We start from the raw sequence: 783 nt of genomic DNA, 5'->3' as shown, positions 1-783 counted from the left end.
TGAAGCCGGTAGCTCATCTGCCAGCAACGGTCGCTTCAAACGTCTCGGAGGGGCTTTCGTCGTACCTATACCAGCCGGTCAGTTCACTATCGCCACATTTACAGGCATGCTTTCCATCTCTATGGATCCCTGGGACCCACATACAGAAAATTGGGCAAGCAGACCCGGCGAAGACGAATTCGACTCTTGCTTCCTGAGCGAGCCAGCGCCATAGGCGATCATATGTACATACCGCGACCTGCAAAGCTTCTGTTCCAGCACGACGAGGGCTGGGAACGCTTCCTCGAGAAGAATGGCCATCAGCTCACCGACTGGACCAAACTCTCCGTCGAGCGCATGCTTGCCTGCGGTACCTGCGCCATGGGCGTGCGACGCTATTGCTGCAGTTCACCTGACTGTACCCACTCGCGCTTTCTCTGCCAGACCTGCAAGTCCAAGGCCTGCAGCAGCTGCGGCCTCAAAGGCACCGAGCAGTGGATTGCCGAACAGCAACACATTCTGCCCGACTGCGACTGGCAGCACATCACTTTCACCATGCCCCACCTGCTGTGGCCGTTCTTCAACAACAACTGGCCGTTGCTCAACGACCTGTTTCGCTGCGCCACCCGCGCCATGCTCAGGCACGCGCGCAAGCTGGGCATCGAAGTCGGTATCTTCTGTGCGCTGCACACCTACGGGCGCCAGCTCAATCAGCATCCGCACATCCACGTTTCCATCACCCGCGGGGGTCTCGATGTCAAACACGGCGTCTGGCGCGACCTGTTCTTCAAAAAACAGCAGGTC

1 protein-coding gene is annotated in these 783 nt (G+C 58.4%); it reads left to right on the top strand.

Annotated elements, in window-relative coordinates; genetic code table 11:
• Positions 1–222: 222 nt before the first annotated feature.
• Positions 223–783: IS91 family transposase (locus AC4PR2_RS29310; RefSeq protein WP_492176102.1), on the top strand; the 561-nt coding region annotated here is incomplete at its 3' end.

Source organism: Serratia sp. A07 (genome assembly GCF_058725505.1).
The sequence above is the reverse complement of the archived record's forward strand: the minus strand, read 5'-3'. Positions and strand labels throughout refer to the sequence as shown.